Genomic DNA, 19,729 nt, shown 5'->3' with positions numbered 1-19,729 from the left:
CTTTTCATTTAAAAAGAAGATTAAAATATGCGAAAGGAGGGACTTGAACCCTCACGCCTAGGGCACTAGATCCTAAGTCTAGCGTGTCTGCCAATTTCACCACTCTCGCGTGAATTTTTTGACCTACACAGAGTGTTTCAAAATCCTTTGAGCGATGGGAGGATCGAACTCCCGACCCACAGATTAAGAGTCTGTTGCTCTACCAGCTGAGCTAATCGCCCGATTTTATGCGTCCGACACGGCTCGAACGTGCAACCTTCGGATTCGAAGTCCACTGCTCTATCCAGTTGAGCTACGAACGCGTCCTGCTGCACGGCTCCACGTTGGAATCCGGGTGCCTGGTGGGATTTGAACCCACGACAACCAGATCCACAATCTGGCGCTCTACCCCTGAACTACAGGCACCATGCAATCAACGAAATAGAATATATCTGAATTACTTTCATTGGTCAAGCAGAAAGTGCAAAATTTCTGAAAAAAATTTCATTTTATAAATTTTTCCAAGATACTAATCGCAATCATGGCAAAAGACACGGCAAAACACGCAAAGTCCCGCGCTTTATATGGATATTTTTTTAGGCAGCAGCCGGATGTCCGCAGTTTGAATCCGCGCAAGTCAGCCGCAATTGCTGTTCCGCTTGTTTTCCGCACAGAAGAAACCAAAAGAGGCGCGCACAAAGGCAAAATCAGCGCAAGTTTTTTCAGCGGATTTTTTGTGTCCAGCTGGATTCCGCGTGAAGTCTGGGCTTCCTGAATTCCTTCCATTTCCTGCGCAAAAACCGGAATAAAACGGATTGCAGTTGTCAGCGTGAATGCGTATTTGTACGGAACGTGAAGCTTTTCAACAAGCGCATTCGAAAGGTCGGCAAGTTTTGTAACAGAAAGCATCAGGGCAAGCGGAAGAGTTGCGCCGCAAAGTTTAAGCACAAGATTCAGCGAAGTTGCAAGCCCGGCGTCTGTTATTTTCAAAAACGAAATCTGGTAAACGACATTTCCGCTTCTTATTATCAAAATCTGAAGAATAAAAAGGAAAACTGAAATTTTAACAAGCCCTTTCAAAAGCCTGAATGTCCTTGCTGAAATTCCGCAGAGAATTCCAGTCGCAATGTCAACGGCAAGAAGCAGAACCAGAATTTCAGCGGACGAGGAAATAAAGCACGACGCGCAAACCGCCATTGAAAAAATCAGCTTTGAAACCGGATTCATTTTGTGGAAAACGGAAGTTCCCGGAACGTAATCGACAAGTCCTTTCATTTTATCGCCTCCTGAATTTTTGCGGCAAGTTCATCTGCTGTGCGGACGTTTTCAAAATTGAATCTGCCAGGAAATTTTTCTTCAAGCTCAAGCGCAATCTGAATAATCTGCGGAGGAAGCAGGCTCGCTTTCTGCAATATTTTTTTGCTGCGCATTATTTCAAGAGTTTTTCCGTCCGCCTCGATTTTTCCGTTGGCAAGAACAATCATCCGCCGTGCAAAGTCAAGGACAAGCTCCATGTCGTGGCAAACCATGATTACAGTTGTTCCGTTTTTGTTCAACTCTTTTACTGCGCTCATGATTTCCATGCATTCCTTGTAGTCAAGCCCGGTTGTCGGCTCGTCAAGAATCATGACTTTCGGTTCGACTGCGATAATCGAAGCCAATGCGAGCCGCTGCCTTTGTCCTCGGCTAAGTGAAAATGGCGCTTCATCCGGATTGAATCCAAATCGCTCGATAATTTTTTCTGTGCGCTTAGAAATTTCTTCTTCAGTTCCAGTTTTCAAAGCTTTCTGCCCAAATGCAATTTCGTCCCGGACTGTGTAAGTGCAAAGCTGTCGGTCAGGATTTTGAAAAAGAAAGCCAGTGTTTTTTGCAAGCACGCTGTTTTTCGCTTTTTTTGTGTCGATTCCGTTTACGCTGATTTTTCCGTCGGAAGGCTTTAAGATTCCCGCAAGAAGTTTGCTGAATGTTGATTTTCCGGCTCCGTTTTCTCCTGTGAGCGCGACAAATTCTCCGTCTTCTATTGAAAGTGAAATTCCGTGAATAAGCTCGGCATCTTTTGTTTTTCCGTAGCCGAATCGGACTGAATCGCATTCAATCATAAAAGTCCTCCTGCAAGCGAAACGGCTTCTTTTGTGTCGATACAAATTTCTTTTTCCGGCGTTATCATTTTGCGTGAAAGAAGGCTTTTGTAAAAATCAACTGCGCGCGGATAATTTACGCCAAGCAAAGCAAGCTCGTCGGAATTTTTTAGAACATCGCGGATATTTCCGAAAGACTTTAAAGAGCCTTTGTCAACCACGGCAAGTTTTTTTGCAAACTCGCAAAGCAGCATGATTTTTTGTTCTATTACAATAATTGTCATTCCGTAAGATTCATTCAGGTCTTTTAGAATTCTGAAAATGTTTCTGCTGGATGCCGGGTCAAGCTCGCCGGTCGGCTCGTCAAGCACAAGAATTTTAGGCTTCAGCGCGAGAATTGCGGCAACTGCGGTTTTCTGTTTTTGTCCGCCGCTAAGTCCAGAAATTTCTCTGCTGCGGAGATTTTCAATTCCGGTTTCTTTTAATGCCCACTCAAGCCGACTTTCGATTTCGTCTTTTGGAATTCCGAAGTTTTCAAGTCCGAAAAGAATTTCATCTTCAACAACAGAGCAAGTCATCTGGCTGTCGATGTCCTGAAAAACGCTTCCAACTTCAAGCGCAATGCTGCACGGATCGTTTTCAAAAACATCTTTTCCGTTTACGCAGACTTTTCCGTAATATTCGCCTTTGTAGTGGTGCGGAATGATTCCGTTTATTGCGCAGCTGAGTGTTGTCTTTCCGGCTCCAGATGCTCCGATTATTCCAACAAAATCGCCGTCCTGAATTTCCATTGAAATATTTTTCAACGCAGGAACTGAACTTCCGCTGTACGCAAAGCTTAAATTTTCTATGCTTATCATTTTGCCACCTAATTATTTCAGGTTATTTTAAAGTCATTTTCAGCGGAATATAAAGCAGCTGGACAAGAACCGCGTTAATGCAGGCTGTGCAAAGAACAATCGGAATGTAAGCCGCAAGTGTCGCCTTGTCTGCGCCGAGCACAAAAATCAGCAGAACTGTGTAAAGTCCGCCGCTCACAAATGTGCTGAACAAAGTTGCGACTGCCGGTTTGAAATCGATTTTTCCAAGCTTAGGAAGCGGAATTTTTATCAGAAGCGACATCACGATTGCGCCCGCAAATTCGCTTGCAAAGTTCAAGTACGGAGTTCCCGGAAAGAACTGGCAGATTGCGCCTGCAAGAATTCCGATTACCGCCGCCGCTGCGACATTCGCGTTAATCAATGCAATCGCCATGCAGTACATTGCGATAATGAAGTTTGGTTTCATGCCGCCGATGTTAATTAGCGAGCCTACAAAAAATTTCAGAACCGCTCCAGCCGCAAGCAAAACGGCAACAAGAATCAAGTCACGGATTTGAAGTCCTTTTTTTTCTGAAGTTTCAAGAACACGTTTTTCACCAAGATTTTCGTTTTCATTCATAAAAAGCTCCTGTTTGTTTTGTTTCTGTTAGTAGAAACATATATCCGATGCGCTTTTTTGTCAAGAGAGAAAATTTATTTTTTTTCAAAATGAAATTTTTAAGGCAATAGACTTTTGAACAAAGCTAAGCTATAATTTAAGAATGAAATGGTTGATTATTGCACAGTCGGCACAGAAAGAAAATGCAAGCCGCGCTGAAAAATTTTTTGCTTCGAATAAATGTGATTTTGAAAAATTTGATTTCAATCAAGATGAAAAAAATTTAAAAGATATTTTTGAAAAAATTCCAAATTTTGACGGCTTTTTGTTTTTGACTGATGTTAAAAATTCTGCGTTGATTTTGTCTTTCGTTTTAGGTTTTTGCCATGGAAAAAAAATGCCAGTTCTTATTTTTGATGAAGAAAAAAAATTCAGCGAATTATTTCCTTCCGAAAATGAAAAGTTGTCTTTAAAAAATTTTTATTCTGAAAACGAACTTTTCAATTGGCTTGAAAAAAATATTGATGAACTGAAATCAGACTGCTTAAAACGCGCAAATAGAAATTCACTTTTGGAGCAGGGAATTTCATGCAATGCTGACAGCTTTGAATTTTATCTTGAAAAAGAAAAAACTGAAATTTGCAAATCGATTTTAAATTCTGGAATTGATGTGAATTCAAAAACGCTGCAAGGAGTTCCGCTTTTGTGTGTCGCAACGAGAAACGACAGCAAGGAAATGCTTGAGCTTCTTCTAAAAAAAGGCGCGGACATAAATGAGGTTTCCGAAGACAGAGGATATTCGCCTGTGATGGATGCTGTCTGGCGGAAAAACTATGAAATTGCGAAACTGCTTATAGACCGCGGCGCAGACTTGAGCACAATGAGTTCAGACGGGCAGTCTATTCTTGTGCTTGCGGTTGGAAACGGAAATTCAAAAATTGTAAAACTGCTTTTGGATTCCGGCGCAGATCCTGACGTAAAGGACAGCATGGGAATGAGCGCGCGTGGATATGCATCGCTTTTCAAAAATGAAGAGCTTATGAAACTTATGGAAACAAAGTAAGAAAAATGTCTAAAAAGAAAATCGTAATCGCTTTTGCAGGCGGCGGAACAGGCGGACACATATATCCAGGAATTGCCATTGCTGATGAATTGAAAAAAAATTCAAGTGAATCAACTGAAACAGAAATTCATTGGATTGGAAATTCCAAAGGAATGGATTCTGCAATAATTGAAAAAAATCTTTTATCATCAGGCGGAAGCATTTCTTATTTTCATGGAATTCCATGCGGAAAACTTAGGCGTTATTTTTCACTAAAAAATTTCACAGACCTTTTTAAAATATTCGCAGGATTTATAAAGTCGTTTTTTATTTTAAAAAAAATAAAGCCTGATTTTCTTTTTTCAAAAGGCGGATTTGTAAGCGTGCCTCCGTGCGCTGCCGCCGCTATTTTAAAAATTCCATATTTTACTCACGAGTGCGATTTTACGCCGGGACTTGCCACAAGAATCAACAGCAAAAAAGCTTCAAGAATTTTAATTTCTTATGAAGAAACAAAAAAATATTTCAGCGGCTTTCAAAAAGAAAAATGCATAACCACAGGAAATCCAGTTCGCCCGGCATTTTACAACGACAGTTCAGAAGCCGGAAAAAAATTTCTTGGCATAAAAAATGACTGCAAAAAAAATATTCTTTTAATTTTAGGCGGAAGTCTTGGAGCAAGCCAAATAAATAATCTTGTAATTGAATGCCTTGATGAGCTAAAAAAAGATTACATTGTTGTTCATCAGACTGGAAAAAAATTCGCACAGGAAAATCCTGACATTATGTCTTCCGGCGATGACAGCTACAAGCCTTATGAATTTATTTTTAACGAAATGGTTTCTGTAATCCAATCTGCGGATGTAATAATTTCAAGAGCTGGAGCAAATTCTTTGTGGGAATGCGCAGTTTGTTCAAAGCCGATGATTTTAATTCCTTTGTGCGGAGCAGGAACAAGAGGCGACCAAGTTGACAATGCGGAATATTTTGCAAGCAAAGGAGCCGCCATCACTTTAACAGGAAAAGATGCGACAAAAGAAAATCTTCTTAATGCGTTAGCTGAAATGAAAAATTCAGAAACTAGAAATAAATTCGCTGAAAATTGCAAGTACATTTGCAAAGAAAAAAAGCCTTCTGAAATTATAGCAAATCTGATTTTGGAGCAGATAAAAAATGATGTTTCCTGCAATTGATATTGTTTTTTTGCTTGTTGTTTTGACATTTGCAATTATTGGAGCAATAAACGGATTTTTAAATGAAGTATTTGGAAAAGCGGCTCCAGTCGTAAGCATTTGGGTTGCGATTATTTTTTACGGACGGCTTGTTTCTCCAATTGAAAAGCATTTGAAAATTCATTTGGTGTCTGTAGTTCTTTCTTTTTTGCTGATTTTTATAATTGCATTTATAGTCATGAAAATTCTTCAGACTGCAATAAAAAATATTTTTGGCGGAGAAATTTTCAAAGACTTGGATAGATTTTTAGGTTTTGTTTTTGGATTTGCGGAAGGACTTGCTGTTGTTGGAGTCGTTTTGATTTTAATGAAAGCTCAGCCTTGGTTTAAAGTTGACTCGCTGCTAGACGGAAGTTTTTTTTCAAGAATATTAAGTCCGGTTATTTCAGTTCCGCTTGAAAGCCTTTCAAAAGCAGTTGAAAAAAATTCATCAGTTCCGCTTGCCATTCCGCTTGAACAGGTACAAGGAAATTAAAAATGTTTGAAAATATTTTGAACCAAAGCGCGACAAAACTTTTGCAAGATGATATTGAAAAAAAACGTTTTCCAAATTCCATTTTGTTTTCAGGTCCTTCATCTTCTGGAAAACTTTCTTGCGCCTTGGAAACTGCAAGAGTTCTTTCATGTTCAAATTCTGGTGAATGGAACTGCACTTGCTCAAACTGCCGTCAGCATAAAGCTATGGTAAGTCAAAACCTCCTTATTTGCGGTGCTGGAAACCGAACGTTGGAAATTGCTGCCGCTAAAAAAACTTTAATAAGTCAAAATATTCAAAATACAAAACATCTTGAAGCATCAAGGTATCTTTATTTACGCGCGGTAAGAAAACTTATTTCAAAATTTAATTCTGTGCTTTGGGATGGAGATGACAAGCTTTCAAAATTTTCTCCGCTTTTACAAAATATAGAAGAAGGTCTTGAAAAAATTCAACCAGGGAGAATTCTTCCAGACGACGAAGAACTGAGAAAAATATTAGACTCAATTGAAAAAGACTGCGCAAAACTTGAAAGCAGTTTTTTATACAGTTCGCTTCCTGTTTTGCAAATAAGAAATTTTTCCTCCTGGGCGCACTTGAGTTCAAGCAATGGAAAAAAAGTTTTAATTATTGAAAATGCAGATTTAATGGCAGACAGCGCAAGAAATGCCTTGCTGAAAATTCTTGAAGAGCCTCCAGAGAATGTAGTTTTTATACTTACAACGACAAAACGCGGCGCAATGCTTCCGACAATACTTTCCAGAGTCCGCACTTATAATTTTTTTGAACGCTCGCCAGAACAGCAGAAAAATGTCATAAATAGAATTTTTCACTATGAACCTGTTTTCAATGATGGAAAAGAATTTAGCAGCATAACAGAATTCTTGCAGTCATTTTTAACAGTAAAACCTGAACTTGTAAAATCTTGCGCTGCTGACTTTTTTAGCAATGTAGCTCAAGGCCACGTTCCAGATATTCCTAAAATAATTTCAACTTGCGCTTCGTTTGAACCAAGACTTCTTTTTAAAATTTTTATTTGTGGAATTATTGAATCGCAGGAAAATTTAAAAACATCCGCCGCAGGTTCAGAAGTTTCCTTTATGATTTTAAAACAGCTTAGAACTTCATTAAACAATGTTGAAATTTTCAATCAAAATCCTTCAGCCTGTCTTGAAGAACTGGCCAGAAATTTAATGCACATAAATTATATGAATGACGGAATTCTAAAGAAATTCGCTTGACTTTTTTGAGGAAAATTTAAATGACAGATTTTGTTGAAAAGGCATCTGAAAAAATTACGAAGCTTTCTGATGAGCAGCTTGAGCGTCTTTTAAATACAGTCCGCGAGGAAAACGAAATATACGACTCGATAATTCAAAGCATTCCTTCTGGGCTTGTAATAGTTGACAAAAACTGGTGCATAACAAAAATAAATAAATCTGCAAAACGTTATCTTCATTTTTTTCATCTTCATCAGATAAAGTCAGAGCCTGTTTGGAATCTTATAGCGGATGAGGAAGTTTCAAATTTTATTTCATTTTGCGCGCAGGAACAAAACTCTAATACGAGCGAAGAATTTTCTATAGTTTCCGCAGATGACAAAGCACGGTTTATTGTTGTTTCAATTTTACCTCTTGTTCGCGATGGAAAAATTGCGGGAACAATTATTTTTATTGAAGACATAACTGCAAAACGCCAGCAGGAAATTTTGTTGCATAGAATGGAAAGCCTAAAAAGCCTGACAAATCTCGCGGCATCAGTTGCACATGAAATAAAAAATCCGCTTGGCGCAATAAGCATTCATATTCAGCTTTTGCAAAAATCGATAAAGAAATGCAGAGAAGGCGACGGTCAGCTTCCTGATGAAAAATTCATGGAAAAATATCTTTCCGTTGTAAATGAAGAAATTGAAAACTTGAACAAAATAGTAATGGATTTTTTGTTTGCTGTGCGGCCATTAAAAGTAAACATGACACTTTCTGAGCCTGACTCAATAATAGAAAAATCAATAAATTTTTTCATGCCGGAATTTGAAAACTGCGGAATAGAAGTTTCTGTAAATTTGCAAGGTGAAGGAAATAGACTTCTAATTGATGAAAAACTTTTCCGTGAAATTTTTATAAACATTGTGCAAAATGCAAAAGCTGCAATTCTTTCTAGCAAAAAAAACAACGGAAAACTTGCTGTAAATTCTTTTATAAAAAATGACCATTATATACTTACAATTGCGGACAATGGCTGCGGAATGGATGAAGCGACTTGCTCAAGAATTTTTGAGCCATACTACACAACAAAAGCTGATGGAACAGGACTAGGGCTTACAACTGTTTATAAAATTGTAAAAGAGTTTCGTGGAGAAATAACTGTAAATTCAGAGCTTGATGAAGGCACTGTTTTTACTGTGCAAATTCCTGTGCCGCAAAAAGAAACAATGCTTCTTGAAGAATAATTCTAAACCTAACGTTTGCTTTAATGTAAAGTTTTTATTGATTTTAATTGATTCTTTTTTTAGGAGGAAAAATTGAAATTCACAATTTTAATTATAGATGATGAAAAAAATATTCGAGAAGGACTTGCGGCAAATTTTGAACTTGAAGATTACAATGTAAAAACAGCGGCTTCAGGAAAAGAAGGACTTGAGCTGATTTCAAAAGGCGACATAGATTTGGTAATTACGGATTTAAGAATGCCGGGAATTTCAGGCGAAGAAGTTTTAAATCATGTTGTAACAGAAACCCCGGGAATTCCCGTCATTATTCTTACTGGCCACGGAAGCATAGATTCCGCAGTAGATGCAATGCGACATGGCGCTTATGATTTTCTTACCAAACCTTTAAATCTTGATCAACTTGGAATGATTGTAAAGCGTGCATTGGAAAGCCGTCAAATAAAAATTGAACATCAGGAACTAAAAAAAGAAGTCGCTGAAAATTCTGCATTAAAAGAAATGATAGGCTCTTCCGCCGTAATGCAAAAAATTCAAGAGACAATAAAAAAAGCTGCTGCATCTAAAGCTAGTGTTCTTATCACTGGTGAAAGCGGAGTTGGAAAAGAAGTTGTTGCAAGAGCCATTCACGCTTTGTCTCCGCGGCATGACAAAACTATGATAAATGTTCACTGCGCGGCTCTAAGTGAAACTCTCTTGGAAAGCGAGCTCTTCGGACATGAAAAAGGAGCTTTTACAGGCGCAGATCATTTGCAAAAAGGCAGATTTGAACTTGCCCACGGAAGCACAATTTTTCTTGATGAAATCGGGGAAATAAATCAAAATGTCCAGATAAAAATTCTTAGAGTTCTTGCTGAAAAAAAATTTGAACGTGTAGGCGGTGAGCAGACTATAGAAGTTGATGTCCGTGTAATTGCGGCGACAAATAAAAATCTTGAGGAAGAAATAAAAGCTGGAAGGTTTCGGGAAGATTTGTATTATAGGCTGAATGTAATTCATATTCATGTTCCGCCGCTTCGGGAACGAAAAAGTGATTTGCCTCTTTTAATTTCAGCATTCTTGGAAGAGTTTAATAAAGAAAATGGAAAAACAGTAAAAGGATTTTCTGGAAAAGCAAAAGCTGCAATTATGAAATATGACTGGCCAGGAAACATAAGGGAACTTCGCAATTGTGTTGAAAGCGCAGTTGTAATGAGTTCAGGAGATGAAATAAATATTGAAGATCTTCCGCCGGCAGTAGCAAAAAGCTCGCAGGAAAACAGCATTGCAATTCCATTCGGAATAACTTTAGATGAAGCTGAAAAAATAATCATTCAGCAAAATTTGGCATCAAACAAAAATAACAAAAGCAAGACTGCGGATATTCTTGGAATCGGAAGAAAAACATTGCAGCGAAAACTTTTAGAGTGGGGCGAAGACGAGGAAAAATCAGATGGAGACAATGTATGACAAGCTCGGTGATCTTTTAAATGAAACTTTAAAATCCGGGCAAGTAAAGTTTAAAAAGAAAATAAAATATCCTCAAAAAGAAATTCCGCATGAAGAAAAAAAATCAGAAGAAAATTTTTCTAAAGAAAATGTCAGCAAAAATAAAACAAAAACAGAACAAAAAAATCAAACAAAGTATTTAAATAATAAAGTTTCATATTTAAAAAAAATAACACCAGAAATTGAACGCGCTTGCAGACTTCTTGATATAACGACTTCTGCAAATTCAAATGACGTAAAAAAAGCTTACAAAGAAAAACTGAAATATTTTCATCCAGACAAATATGACAAAAATCCTGTGCTAAAAAAAGTTGCAACAAATAAAACCAGAATGATTGTTGAAGCCTACGAGCTTTTAATGAAGTCTTTTTAGTTTTACGATGAAAATGCAGCTCGGTAAGAAGACGGAGCAAGTCCCGTGCATTTTTTGAATACTCTTGAAAAATGAAACTGATTTTCAAAAGAAAATTCATCTGCAATTTCAGAAATTGTGCTCGAGGAATTTATCAAGGCGAGAGCAGCCGTTTGAATTTTAAGCCGCATAAAATATTGGTGCGGGGTCATCTGCATTTCATCTTTAAAAATGCGGATAAAATGCTCTTCTGAAATTCCACAGAAATTCGCAACTTCTGAAACAGTGCATCTTGCGTAAACTTTTTTCTTCATAAATTTTATCGAATGCTCGACATAGCTTTTGGCTGATTTTGATTTTTTTTGCTCTGCGATTTTTCCTTCACTTTTATTTTGCTTTCCAAACCAGCGGAACAGGCAGCTTTCAAGAAGCAGCTCCGCAGATTTTTTTAAGTCCGCAGAATCCGACTTTGAAAACTTCATTATGTCTTCAAGTATAAATTTTATTGAAGCAGTTTCGTTGCTGGCGACAGGCTGATTTTTTTTTCTGCTCGAAGAATTTATCAATAATTGATATAGTTTTTTTTCGGATTTGCTCAGTGAAAAAAGAACTGCATAGTAGGTAAGCGGCTTTTTTACTTCTTTTGGAAGAATTGAATGAAATTCGCGCGGAAAAACAAGAAACAATGTGTTATTCCTTATGCTGTAAGAAGTTCTGTTTGAAAAAAAAGTGCCTTCTCCTTCAGAAAAAAAATGAATTTCAAATTCCATTTCTCCATGTGAATGATAGCGTCCATGCCAGGCAAGTTTTTCCCCGGCAATCAATTTGTAAATAAAGGCAGTTTCTTTTATTTCCACAACATTTTTCCTGTTTATTTTAAATATTTTAGCATGAAAAATCAATTTTGGATATATAAAATCAGTTTTCTGTATTGCTTTATAGGCATTTCGGGCTGATACTATTTTTACAAGCGAAATGAATTTTAATTTTTCTGGAGGTTTTTATGAAAACTGTCGCTGGAATTGACTTGGGAACACAAAGCATGAAAGTTGTTCTCTATGACTACGAAAATAAAAAAACTTTGGAAAGCTCGTCTTGCCCAATGGAACTGATTTCTGAGTCAGACGGAACAAGAGAGCAAAAAGCTGAATGGTACAAAAAAGGACTTGAGGTTTGCTTTTCAAAACTTTCTGCGGAAGGAAAAAAATCAATACAGGCACTTGGAGTTTCAGGGCAGCAGCACGGTTTTGTTCCTTTAGATTCAGAAGGAAATCCGCTTTACAATATAAAGCTTTGGAACGACACTTCAACTGCAAAAGAATGCGAGCTTATTACAAACACTGCTGGTGGACAAGATGAAGTTGTAAAAGAAGTTCAGAATTTTATTTTGCCAGGATTTACAGCTCCAAAAATTTTATGGCTCAAGCTGCATAAAAAAGAGCTTTTTGAAAAACTTCATTACATAATGCTTCCTCATGATTATTTGAATTTTCTTCTTACAAAAAATTATGTGATGGAGCAGGGCGATGCTTCAGGAACTGCCTTGTTCAATTCAAAAGAAAAAAAATGGTCTCAAAAAATCTGCGATTCAATTGATGAGTCGCTTATAGAAAAACTTCCAAAAATTATTGCAAGCGACGAGCCTTCAGGATTTGTTTCAAAAGAAGCCGCTGACTGGCTTGGAATTCCAGAGGGCGCGCCTGTTTCTTCTGGCGGCGGAGACAACATGATGAGCGCAATCGGAACTGGAGCTGTAAAAAGCGGAACACTTACAATGAGCATGGGAACTTCCGGAACTTTGTACGGATTCAGTGATTCTTCTGTTGCTGATCCTGCGGAAGGCATTTCTGGATTCTGCTCTTCTTCCGGCGGATATTTGCCGCTTCTTTGCACAATGAACTGCACCGTCGCTTCCGAAGAAATCAGGACGCTTTTAAATCTTGATGTAAAGGAATTCGATGCTGAAGCAGAAAAGTCAAAGCCAGGATGTGATGGTGTTTTTGTGCTTCCGTTTTTTAATGGAGAAAGAACTCCAAATCTACCGCACGGAAAAGCAAGCATAACAGGACTTACTGTAGCAAACTGCAACCGGACCAACATCGCAAGGGCGGCACTTGAAAGCGCAGTTTATTCAATGCGAGCAGGACTTGATTCATTTAAAAAGCACGGTTTTACGCCAAAAGAACTTCGGCTGACTGGAGGAGGCGCAAAAAGCAAAGTGTGGAGGCAGATTGCAGCAGACATTATGAACCTTCCTGTAAAAGTTCCAGTTTCGTCAGAAGCCGCAGCGTTCGGTGCTGCACTGCAAGCTTTGTGGTGCTTAAAAAAATTGCAAGGAAGTCCAGTTTCAATGGAAAGCCTCGCAGAAACACACGTTGAGATTGATGAATCCAAGACAACTTTGCCGAATGAAAAAAATGCTCAGGAATACACAAAGGCATTTGAAGAATATAAAATTTTGGTGAACCAGCTTTCGCCATTGTACAAATAAAAAAACTTGCGTTGCAGGCTTTAAAATAAAAGAAAGCTTATCAGGCTTTTAGGAGGACTTATGTCATTTTTCAAAGGTTCAAAAGAATATTTCCCAGGAATTGGTCAGATCAAGTATGAAGGCCCGGAGTCAAAAAATCCGCTTGCTTTTAAATACTATGATGCTGAAAAAGTTGTAATGGGCAAAAAGATGAAGGACTGGCTCAAATTCACAGTAGCCTACTGGCATTCTTTCTGCGCCGACGGAGGAGATCCATTTGGAAGCGGAACACGCGAATTCACTTGGAAAAATCCAGAAGAAAAAGTTGACGCGGCATTTGAATTTATAACCAAGCTCGGCTGCGGATACTACGCATGGCATGACCGCGACATCTGCCCGGAAGGAACAAGCCCTGCAGACAGCGAGAAAAAACTTTCACATATCACAGACCTTCTGCTTGAGCGTCAGAAAGAAACAGGCGTAAAACTTCTTTGGGGAACTGCAAACGTATTCAACAATCCGCGCTACATGAACGGAGCCGCAACAAATCCTGACTTCGATGTAGTTGCGCAGGCAGCAAGCCAGATAAAGGCCGCAATTGACAACACAATCAAACTTGGCGGAGCAGGCTACACATTCTGGGGCGGAAGAGAAGGCTACATGAGCCTCTTGAACACAGACATGAAGGCAGAAAAAGAGCACCTTGCCATGATGCTCAATTTGGCACGCGACTACGCAAGAAAACAGGGATTCACAGGCTGCTTCTACATCGAACCTAAGCCAATGGAGCCGACAAAGCATCAGTATGACTATGACTCAGAAACTGTAATCGGATTCCTCCGCGCCCACGGACTCGACAAGGACTTCAAGCTGAATATTGAAGCGAACCATGCCGAACTTGCAGGACACGAATTTGCGCATGAACTTACAGTCTGCGTAGACAACGGAATGCTTGGCTCAATCGATGCAAACCGCGGAGATCCTGTAAACGGCTGGGACACAGATCAGTTCCCGGTAAGCATTTACGAAACAACACAGGCAATGCTTCAAGTAATCAGAATGGGCGGATTCACAACAGGCGGCTTGAACTTCGATGCAAAAGTCAGAAGAAATTCTGTTGCTCCAGAAGATTTATTCATTGCCCACATCGGCGGAATGGACATTTTTGCGCGCGGACTTGAAAAAGCCATTCAGCTTATCGAAGACGGACGCATTCCTTCAATGGTAAAAGAACGCTACTCAAGTTTTGAATCTGGCAACGGAAAAGCCTTCGCTGAAGGAAAACTCACACTTGATCAGGTCGCTTCACTTGCAAAGCCTTATGAGCAAGTCGCAAAAACTTCCGGCAAGCAGGAGCTTTACGAAAATATCCTCAACCAGATTTGCCTTGGATAAATGAAAAAAAGCAGTCTTCGGAGTTTTCCCGATGGCTGCTTTTTTTTATAATTCAATCGAAAGTTTCAACATAATTCCATTATTTGCAAAAACATTGTTTCTATTGTAAAATGGCTTCCATGGAAAAATCGATTCTTCCCCAGAACTTAGCTGGAGTTCATATACATTTTGTTGGAATCAAGGGAACTGGAATGGCGGCCCTTGTGGAAATTCTTTCCGCCCGAAAAGCTATAATTACAGGCAGCGATGTTTCTGAAAGATTCTACACAGACGAAATTCTTGAAAAACTTGGAATCAAAGCACTGCCGTTCAGCGAGAAAAATGTTACAGAAAAAACTCAGCTTGTAATTTATTCAAGCGCATATTCACCTGAAAAAAATCCAGACCTTGCGCAGGCAAAAAGACTTGGCATTCCGCTTCTTTTGTACAGCGAGGCTTTAGGTGAAATTTCAAGGACTGCATACAGCTGCGGAATTTGCGGTGTCCATGGAAAAACCACAACAACAGGTCTTGCAGGAACAATGCTAAAGGAGATTGACCTTCCGTCCCAAGTTTTAGCAGGAAGCATTATTTCTTCTTTCGGAAATTCATGCACAATGACTTCCTCGGATTTTTCAAATTCAGATTCAGATGAAAAAAAATATTTTGTTGCGGAAACCTGTGAATATCAGCGGCACTTTATGTCTTTTTGTCCGCAGAAAATAATTTTAACTTCCGTTGAAAGCGACCATCAGGATTACTATCCCACTTTTGCCGACATTCAAAATGCTTTCGTTGACTACATCTGCAAGCTTCCACAAAACGGCGACTTGATTTTTTGCGCTGATGACAAAGGCGCTTGCGAAACTGCCGCTCTTGCAAAGAAAAAACGAAGCGACATAAATTTTATTCCTTATGGAGAAAAAACGGAAGGCGACTTTAAAATTTTGTTTGGAAAAGTTGAATGCGGAAAACAGTATTTTACAATTGGAAAAACTGAATGTGCTCTTCATGTGCCCGGAAAACACAACGCAAGAAATGCAGCAGCGGCATTTGCTCTGTGCTGCAGACTTTTAAAGACTGCAGGAAAAAATCCGCAGGAATATTTTGACAAGCTAAAAAAAGGCCTTGAAAAATTTTCAGGTGGAAAACGCCGAAGTGAAATTGTAGGACGCGCAAAAAATAAATTCGGTCAGGACATAATTTTTATTGACGACTATGGACATCATCCAACAGCAATAAAAACAACCTTGGCTGGATTCAGGCAATTTTATAAAGATCATAAAATTATCGTTGACTTTATGAGCCACACTTACACACGGACTGCGGCTTTGCTTGAAGAGTTCGCATCAAGTTTTGAAAGCGCAGACATGGTTGTCATAAATAAAATCTACGGAAGCGCGCGCGAAAAAGCAGACAGCTCAACCGTAACCGGAAGAATTCTTGCCGAGCACGCAAAAAAATATCATCCGAATGTTGTCTATGCAAAAGAATTTGAAGAAGCCGCACAAATCATAGAAAGCGAGCTGAACAAAAAGTCCGATGCAAAAGACGGTTACGTTTTTGTTACAATGGGAGCGGGCGACAATTTTAAAGTCGGACAAATGGTTCTTGAAAAATTTAAAGTTTAGGAAAAATATATGAACAGCATGACAGGCTACGGCTTTAAAGAAGCCATTGTAGAAAACACGCAGATAAGTGTTGAAATAAAATCAGTCAACTCACGGTTCTTGGATTTGTCTGTAAACATTCCGTCTTTTTTGAATCCGCTTGAAGCAAGAATCAGAAAGACTGTAAGCGAAAAAATTGTCCGTGGAAAAATCGACTTGACAATCAGAATCCGCGACAACAATTCAACTGCAAAAGTCAGCGCAGATCCAGCCGCGGCAAAAATGTACAGCAATGCAATCTTAGAAATTGCAAAAGTCTTGGGAAAATCAGAATCCGAAATTCCTTTGAGCCTGATTGTTTCGCAGGAAGGCGTTTTAAATGTTTCTCATGAATACGACGCTGAATCTTACTGGAAAAAAATTGAAGGTGTTTTTTCTGAAGTTCTTTCGCAATTTATTGAAGACAGAAAACGTGAAGGTGAAAATTTAAAAAGCGATTTGCTTGAAAAACTTTCTACACTTGATGAGTGCGCCGCATTTTTTAAGATGTGGCAGCCAGAAATGGAAAAAAGATTCCGCGAGCAAATTTCAGCAAAGTTCCATGAGCTTCTTGCCGACAAAGCAGACGAAAACCGCATAATGACTGAAACTGCGGCGATGATTGTAAAATACACAATCAATGAGGAAATCATCAGGCTTCAAAGCCACTTGCAGGCTCTTAGAAAAGAAATCAATGAAAATCCGATTCCGGGTAAAAAAATTGATTTTATCTGTCAGGAAGCGAACCGCGAAATCAATACAATCGGAAGCAAAAATCAGTTTACAGAAGTCGGTGAAAAAGTAATTGATGCAAAGAACGCCCTTGAAAACATAAGAGAGCAGGGCAAAAATATTGAATAGGAGTTGTTATGAATTATAAAATTCCTCAGGGAAAAGAACTTAGAGTTGCCATAAGCGGAAAGTCTGGCTGCGGAAACACAACCGTAAGCACTTTGCTTGCACAAAAACTGAATGTAAAACTTATAAACTTTACTTTCCGTCAGCTTGCAGCAGAAAAAAATCTTACACTTGCCCAGGTAATTGAAAATGCAAAAACCGATGACAGCTATGACATTGCAGTTGACACAAGACAGGTTGAGCTTGCAAAAAAAGAAAGCTGCGTTCTTGGAAGCCGTCTTGCAATTTGGATGCTAAAAGAAGCTGATTTAAAAGTTTATCTTATTGCTGATGATAATGTCCGCGCGCAAAGAATTCTAAACAGAGAAGGCGGTTCACTTGAAGAAATAAAAAGCTTCACTGCGATGAGAGATTCAGAAGACAGCCGCCGATATAAAAAACTTTACAACATTGACAACAACAGTTTTGACTTTGCAGATTTAAAAATTGATACAGCTTCATTCAGCCCAGAGCAAATAGTAGAAAAAATTCTTTTGGAACTTGAAAAAAGAAATCTTATATATAAAACTGAATAAATTTTTTAGCATTTGCTGAAAAAAAATGCCCAATAAATTCAGAATGTCATTGTCGTACTTGATACGACAATCTCTAAACAGAAAGTATAACTTTGATGATGACATAAAAATTATTTTTATGTCATCATATTTTTTAAGCTTCTACAAGTTTGAAACCAGCCATTCCTTAAATGAGTCGTAATCTTTGCTCATTGGAATAGCATTGTCAGGAAGAGAAATAACTTTTTCCAGACGCTCAGGAAGTGCAGGCTCTTGTCCAATTGCCTTGTAAACAGTCGCTCCAAATTTTGCAGGATGCGCAGTTTCAAGAATTATTGCAGATGCTTTTTTGTCTACAACAGCCTTTGCCCAAGAAGGAACATTCGGCGTAAGACCAGGCTTTGTAAAATCATTTTTCTGACCGTTTACAAGTTTTTCCATTTCACCGCCGCGAATGTCATTCCACGCTTTCCAGGCAACTGCGCCGTGCGGATCTATTACGTATCCTGTTTTGTTCTTGCAGCTTTTTATTCCGTCAATTGTTCCTTCGTCATCAGTCCAGTATGAAGCAAAAAGATTTCTTACTTGGTCAAGTGAATACATTGCGGCAATTCTTTCATAGTTGCTAGGAGCTCCAACATCCATTGCATTGCTCAAGGTTGCAACTGAAGGGCGAGTTTTATAATCACCGCTTGCAATCCAATCCGGCACTGTGTGATTTGAATTTGTCGCGGCAACAAATCCTGTTATAGGCGCTCCCATTTCACGCGCGATAAGTCCTGATGTAAGGTTTCCAAAGTTTCCGCTCGGAACAACAACAATGATTGCTTCACCTCCATTTTTGCTGTCAAACGGAATTCTCTTTTTTACAACAAGAGATGAATACATATAATAGAAAGACTGCGGCAACAGGCGAGAAATATTTATTGAGTTTGCAGAAGAAAGTCTGAACTTAGATCTCAAGTCTTTATCTGTAAACGCAGTTTTTACAAGCTTCTGGCAGTCGTCAAAAGTTCCCTTTACTTTCAACGCGCGGACATTTCCTGTAAAAGTTGAAAGCTGCTTTTCCTGCAATGGCGAAATTTTTCCATCTGGATAAAGGATTGTAACATCAATTCCCGGAACATTGTGAAACGCGCTTCCTACAGCAGAACCAGTGTCCCCGGAAGTCGCAACCAAAATATGAAGATTGTCATTTTCCGAGCGGTTGAAATATGACATTACACGCGCCATAAATCTTGCTCCAAAATCCTTGAATGCGCAAGTCGGTCCATGGAAAAGCTCAAGCACATAAGTTACAGGATCAATAGGAACAACTTTTGAAGAAAATGGATAGCAATCCTGAATTATAGATTCCAAGTCTGTGTCTGGAATTTCATTTTCAACATAAGGCTTTGCCATTTCATAAGCAATTTCGCGGAATGAAGGTTCTGGATTGCGCTCCAAAAATGAATTTTCAAGACGCGGAAATTCAGTCGGCATATAAAGTCCGCCAGTTTCCGCATTCATTCCATTCAAAACAGCAGTTCTAAAATCAACACTAACTTTTTTATCTCTTGTATCTGTATATTTCATAAAATTCCTCATGCGAAAATTATTTTCAAAGTATACCAATGATTATAAAATTTTACAACAGCACGGAAAATACAATAAGCGAAAGGTTGTAGATAAAATGAGCTGCAAAAGAAGGCGCGATTGAAGCCGTTTTTATTCTGCAAAACCTAAGAACCGCACCGCAAAAAGCCGCATTGAAAACAGAAATCCAGCCTAAATATCTGTGGGCAAGCGCAAAAATTAAAACTGAAAATATTTCCACCGGGATTTTCCATTTTCCCAAAAGTGAATTTAAAGTTTCTGGAACAAATTGCCGGTAAACAGCTTCTTCAAAAAACGCTCCGGCTGCCAATGTAAAAATAAGAAAAATCCAAGACAAAAAGTTTTCAGGATTTTTTAATAAAATTTCAGTTTGAGCGGAAGAAATTTTAAATGCAAAGGAAAAAGCATGAACGGCAGCGAAAATCAGCATTAAAAATCCAAGTGTGAGCGCGCCCCATTTCAATGAGCTTACAAGAAAAATGAATTTTTCACTTGCGGATTTTTTTTCACCTTTGTTTTCTATTTTAAATTGAAACTGAAGAACCGCCGCAATAAAAAATTCAGCCAGCACAGAAAAAGAAAATTCTTCGCTAAAATAAGCCCCTTTATCTGCAAAAATCGGCGGAATCAGCAAAAAAACAAAAACAACTAAAAACTCTGCTAAAATGTATCTTTTTTTCATTTTGGTATGTTAATACTATCAAGAAACTGCAAAAT

The 19,729-nt window shown here is 38.6% G+C and carries 19 protein-coding genes and 4 tRNA genes; 12 read left to right on the top strand and 11 right to left on the bottom strand.

Annotated features, from left to right (window positions below):
* Positions 1 to 28: 28 nt before the first annotated feature.
* The 8 genes from Q0N70_RS08400 to Q0N70_RS08365 all read right to left on the bottom strand — a co-directional run bounded on the left by Q0N70_RS08400 (position 29) and on the right by Q0N70_RS08365 (position 3,497).
* Positions 29 to 109: transfer RNA gene (locus Q0N70_RS08400), tRNA-Leu, on the bottom strand.
* Positions 110 to 148: 39 nt separating this feature from the next.
* Positions 149 to 221 (bottom strand) — tRNA-Lys (locus tag Q0N70_RS08395).
* A 7-nt stretch (positions 222 to 228) separates the two neighbouring features.
* Positions 229 to 302 (bottom strand) — tRNA-Arg (locus Q0N70_RS08390).
* A 31-nt stretch (positions 303 to 333) separates the two neighbouring features.
* Positions 334 to 405: transfer RNA gene (locus Q0N70_RS08385), tRNA-His, on the bottom strand.
* Positions 406 to 483: 78 nt separating this feature from the next.
* On the bottom strand, positions 484 to 1,254 hold the full coding sequence (locus tag Q0N70_RS08380; protein ID WP_294015780.1) for an energy-coupling factor transporter transmembrane protein EcfT: 771 nt from the start codon (positions 1,252 to 1,254) through the stop codon (positions 484 to 486).
* Complete coding sequence (locus Q0N70_RS08375; RefSeq protein WP_294015777.1) at positions 1,251 to 2,078, bottom strand: energy-coupling factor ABC transporter ATP-binding protein; 828 nt, start codon at positions 2,076 to 2,078, stop codon at positions 1,251 to 1,253. The genes Q0N70_RS08380 and Q0N70_RS08375 overlap by 4 nt, the downstream gene beginning before the upstream one ends.
* Positions 2,075 to 2,917, bottom strand: a complete 843-nt coding sequence (locus Q0N70_RS08370) for an energy-coupling factor ABC transporter ATP-binding protein (RefSeq protein ID WP_273352850.1) — start codon at positions 2,915 to 2,917, stop codon at positions 2,075 to 2,077. The genes Q0N70_RS08375 and Q0N70_RS08370 overlap by 4 nt, the downstream gene beginning before the upstream one ends.
* Positions 2,918 to 2,939: 22 nt before the next feature.
* On the bottom strand, positions 2,940 to 3,497 hold the full coding sequence (locus Q0N70_RS08365) for a tryptophan transporter (RefSeq protein ID WP_294015774.1): 558 nt from the start codon (positions 3,495 to 3,497) through the stop codon (positions 2,940 to 2,942).
* A 142-nt stretch (positions 3,498 to 3,639) separates the two neighbouring features.
* Between Q0N70_RS08365 and Q0N70_RS08360 the strand changes: the two genes are divergently transcribed.
* The 7 genes from Q0N70_RS08360 to Q0N70_RS08330 all read left to right on the top strand — a co-directional run bounded on the left by Q0N70_RS08360 (position 3,640) and on the right by Q0N70_RS08330 (position 10,532).
* Positions 3,640 to 4,539, top strand: coding sequence for an ankyrin repeat domain-containing protein (locus tag Q0N70_RS08360; RefSeq protein WP_294015772.1), 900 nt, complete (start codon positions 3,640 to 3,642; stop codon positions 4,537 to 4,539).
* A gap of 5 nt (positions 4,540 to 4,544) precedes the next feature.
* A complete protein-coding gene (murG, locus tag Q0N70_RS08355; protein WP_294015769.1) occupies positions 4,545 to 5,711 on the top strand; it encodes an undecaprenyldiphospho-muramoylpentapeptide beta-N-acetylglucosaminyltransferase in 1,167 nt (388 codons plus the stop codon).
* Entirely contained in the window at positions 5,692 to 6,225 is a 534-nt protein-coding gene (locus tag Q0N70_RS08350) for a CvpA family protein (protein ID WP_294015767.1), read from the top strand. Before murG ends, Q0N70_RS08350 begins: the two co-directional genes overlap by 20 nt.
* A gap of 2 nt (positions 6,226 to 6,227) precedes the next feature.
* A complete protein-coding gene (locus Q0N70_RS08345; RefSeq protein ID WP_294015765.1) occupies positions 6,228 to 7,466 on the top strand; it encodes a DNA polymerase III in 1,239 nt (412 codons plus the stop codon).
* Between the two features lie 20 nt (positions 7,467 to 7,486).
* Positions 7,487 to 8,674, top strand: coding sequence for an ATP-binding protein (locus Q0N70_RS08340; protein ID WP_294015763.1), 1,188 nt, complete (start codon positions 7,487 to 7,489; stop codon positions 8,672 to 8,674).
* 72 nt (positions 8,675 to 8,746) lie between these two features.
* Positions 8,747 to 10,120, top strand: a complete 1,374-nt coding sequence (locus Q0N70_RS08335; RefSeq protein WP_294015760.1) for a sigma-54 dependent transcriptional regulator — start codon at positions 8,747 to 8,749, stop codon at positions 10,118 to 10,120.
* Positions 10,104 to 10,532: a DnaJ domain-containing protein gene (locus tag Q0N70_RS08330; protein WP_294015757.1), complete on the top strand. Its 429-nt coding sequence runs from the start codon at positions 10,104 to 10,106 to the stop codon at positions 10,530 to 10,532. Before Q0N70_RS08335 ends, Q0N70_RS08330 begins: the two co-directional genes overlap by 17 nt.
* 2 nt (positions 10,533 to 10,534) lie before the next feature.
* Here the strand turns inward: Q0N70_RS08330 and Q0N70_RS08325 are convergent, their stop codons facing one another.
* On the bottom strand, positions 10,535 to 11,368 hold the full coding sequence (locus tag Q0N70_RS08325; RefSeq protein WP_294015755.1) for an AraC family transcriptional regulator: 834 nt from the start codon (positions 11,366 to 11,368) through the stop codon (positions 10,535 to 10,537).
* Between the two features lie 146 nt (positions 11,369 to 11,514).
* On the opposite strand from Q0N70_RS08325, the gene xylB reads away from it, so the two are divergent.
* From xylB to cmk, 5 genes are all read left to right on the top strand, one after another.
* Entirely contained in the window at positions 11,515 to 13,002 is a 1,488-nt protein-coding gene (gene xylB / locus Q0N70_RS08320) for a xylulokinase (RefSeq protein WP_294015753.1), read from the top strand.
* A gap of 60 nt (positions 13,003 to 13,062) precedes the next feature.
* Positions 13,063 to 14,376 (top strand): xylose isomerase, encoded by a 1,314-nt coding sequence (xylA, locus tag Q0N70_RS08315; protein WP_294015751.1) that lies wholly within the window; start codon positions 13,063 to 13,065, stop codon positions 14,374 to 14,376.
* 110 nt (positions 14,377 to 14,486) lie between these two features.
* Positions 14,487 to 15,986 (top strand): UDP-N-acetylmuramate--L-alanine ligase, encoded by a 1,500-nt coding sequence (gene murC, locus Q0N70_RS08310; protein ID WP_294015749.1) that lies wholly within the window; start codon positions 14,487 to 14,489, stop codon positions 15,984 to 15,986.
* Positions 15,987 to 15,995: 9 nt separating this feature from the next.
* On the top strand, positions 15,996 to 16,865 hold the full coding sequence (locus Q0N70_RS08305) for a YicC/YloC family endoribonuclease (protein ID WP_294015747.1): 870 nt from the start codon (positions 15,996 to 15,998) through the stop codon (positions 16,863 to 16,865).
* Positions 16,866 to 16,873: 8 nt separating this feature from the next.
* Positions 16,874 to 17,437 (top strand): (d)CMP kinase, encoded by a 564-nt coding sequence (gene cmk / locus Q0N70_RS08300; RefSeq protein ID WP_294015745.1) that lies wholly within the window; start codon positions 16,874 to 16,876, stop codon positions 17,435 to 17,437.
* Positions 17,438 to 17,578: 141 nt separating this feature from the next.
* Here the strand turns inward: cmk and thrC are convergent, their stop codons facing one another.
* Both thrC and Q0N70_RS08290 read right to left on the bottom strand, forming a co-directional pair.
* On the bottom strand, positions 17,579 to 18,991 hold the full coding sequence (gene thrC, locus Q0N70_RS08295) for a threonine synthase (RefSeq protein WP_294015743.1): 1,413 nt from the start codon (positions 18,989 to 18,991) through the stop codon (positions 17,579 to 17,581).
* A 52-nt stretch (positions 18,992 to 19,043) separates the two neighbouring features.
* Positions 19,044 to 19,694 (bottom strand): CPBP family intramembrane glutamic endopeptidase, encoded by a 651-nt coding sequence (locus Q0N70_RS08290; RefSeq protein ID WP_294015740.1) that lies wholly within the window; start codon positions 19,692 to 19,694, stop codon positions 19,044 to 19,046.
* Between the last annotated feature and the right edge of the window lie 35 nt (positions 19,695 to 19,729).

Source organism: uncultured Treponema sp., assembly GCF_945873775.1.
Taxonomy (GTDB): domain Bacteria; phylum Spirochaetota; class Spirochaetia; order Treponematales; family Treponemataceae; genus Treponema_D.
The sequence above is the reverse complement of the archived record's forward strand: the minus strand, read 5'-3'. Positions and strand labels throughout refer to the sequence as shown.

Coding starts and splice junctions, on each gene's coding strand:
- Q0N70_RS08380 (WP_294015780.1), bottom strand. CDS start 1,254: ATGAAAGGACTTGTCGATTACGTTCCGGGAACTTCCGTTTTCCACAAA.
- Q0N70_RS08375 (WP_294015777.1), bottom strand. CDS start 2,078: ATGATTGAATGCGATTCAGTCCGATTCGGCTACGGAAAAACAAAAGAT.
- Q0N70_RS08370 (WP_273352850.1), bottom strand. CDS start 2,917: ATGATAAGCATAGAAAATTTAAGCTTTGCGTACAGCGGAAGTTCAGTT.
- Q0N70_RS08365 (WP_294015774.1), bottom strand. CDS start 3,497: ATGAATGAAAACGAAAATCTTGGTGAAAAACGTGTTCTTGAAACTTCA.
- Q0N70_RS08360 (WP_294015772.1), top strand. CDS start 3,640: ATGAAATGGTTGATTATTGCACAGTCGGCACAGAAAGAAAATGCAAGC.
- murG (WP_294015769.1), top strand. CDS start 4,545: ATGTCTAAAAAGAAAATCGTAATCGCTTTTGCAGGCGGCGGAACAGGC.
- Q0N70_RS08350 (WP_294015767.1), top strand. CDS start 5,692: ATGATGTTTCCTGCAATTGATATTGTTTTTTTGCTTGTTGTTTTGACA.
- Q0N70_RS08345 (WP_294015765.1), top strand. CDS start 6,228: ATGTTTGAAAATATTTTGAACCAAAGCGCGACAAAACTTTTGCAAGAT.
- Q0N70_RS08340 (WP_294015763.1), top strand. CDS start 7,487: ATGACAGATTTTGTTGAAAAGGCATCTGAAAAAATTACGAAGCTTTCT.
- Q0N70_RS08330 (WP_294015757.1), top strand. CDS start 10,104: ATGGAGACAATGTATGACAAGCTCGGTGATCTTTTAAATGAAACTTTA.
- xylB (WP_294015753.1), top strand. CDS start 11,515: ATGAAAACTGTCGCTGGAATTGACTTGGGAACACAAAGCATGAAAGTT.
- xylA (WP_294015751.1), top strand. CDS start 13,063: ATGTCATTTTTCAAAGGTTCAAAAGAATATTTCCCAGGAATTGGTCAG.
- murC (WP_294015749.1), top strand. CDS start 14,487: ATGGCTTCCATGGAAAAATCGATTCTTCCCCAGAACTTAGCTGGAGTT.
- Q0N70_RS08305 (WP_294015747.1), top strand. CDS start 15,996: ATGAACAGCATGACAGGCTACGGCTTTAAAGAAGCCATTGTAGAAAAC.
- cmk (WP_294015745.1), top strand. CDS start 16,874: ATGAATTATAAAATTCCTCAGGGAAAAGAACTTAGAGTTGCCATAAGC.
- thrC (WP_294015743.1), bottom strand. CDS start 18,991: ATGAAATATACAGATACAAGAGATAAAAAAGTTAGTGTTGATTTTAGA.
- Q0N70_RS08290 (WP_294015740.1), bottom strand. CDS start 19,694: ATGAAAAAAAGATACATTTTAGCAGAGTTTTTAGTTGTTTTTGTTTTT.